1 protein-coding gene is annotated in these 519 nt (G+C 39.1%); it reads right to left on the bottom strand.

Translation table 11 applies throughout. The annotated features are described in order from the left end of the window. Positions 1 to 500: zincin-like metallopeptidase domain-containing protein (locus tag JN080_RS29080; RefSeq protein WP_256239375.1), on the bottom strand; the 500-nt coding region annotated here is incomplete at its 3' end. Positions 501 to 519 lie beyond the last annotated feature (19 nt).

The following is a 519-nucleotide window of genomic DNA, read 5'->3' as shown; positions in this document are numbered from 1 at the left end:
AGTTCTTCTTGTGAATATTCTTCTGAGCCAAAATGCGCTGTAGTTGAAGTGATTCCGGGTCTTTTTAATCTGCTGGCATGGCCCGTGCTGTGGGTAAGCTCGTGGAAGGTCGTGGCGTAATATTCTTCTACTTGTCTAAAGTCCTTCATCGGTGGAATGTTTATGTGGTCTATACTTGGCTGATAATAGGCTCTGCCACTGTTATGGCTAAAGCTTGGAGAATTGATATACCCTTTAATAATTTTTTCAGCTTCTTCTATGGGGTCATGTTCAAAAGTTTCTTCTTCTTGACGCTTGCTCTCAATGCCCTCACATTGATTGATATTAAAAACTCTGTAGTATCGAAGAAGAGGGATTTTTTCTTCTTTTCCTGTATCTTTATTTTCTGTTTCAATCCACTTCCAGAAAACCACGATTTCTGATTTTGCTCCTTTTTTGACCTTTCCTTTTGCTTCCTGAACCTGTTTGAACGTCACATACTCACCTGGATCTAATAACATTGTATTAATTCCTCTGTAC

The organism is Bacillus sp. EB600 (assembly GCF_024494385.1).
GTDB lineage: Bacteria > Bacillota > Bacilli > Bacillales > Cytobacillaceae > JAEVLT01.
This window is presented reverse-complemented; position numbering and strand designations above follow the sequence as displayed.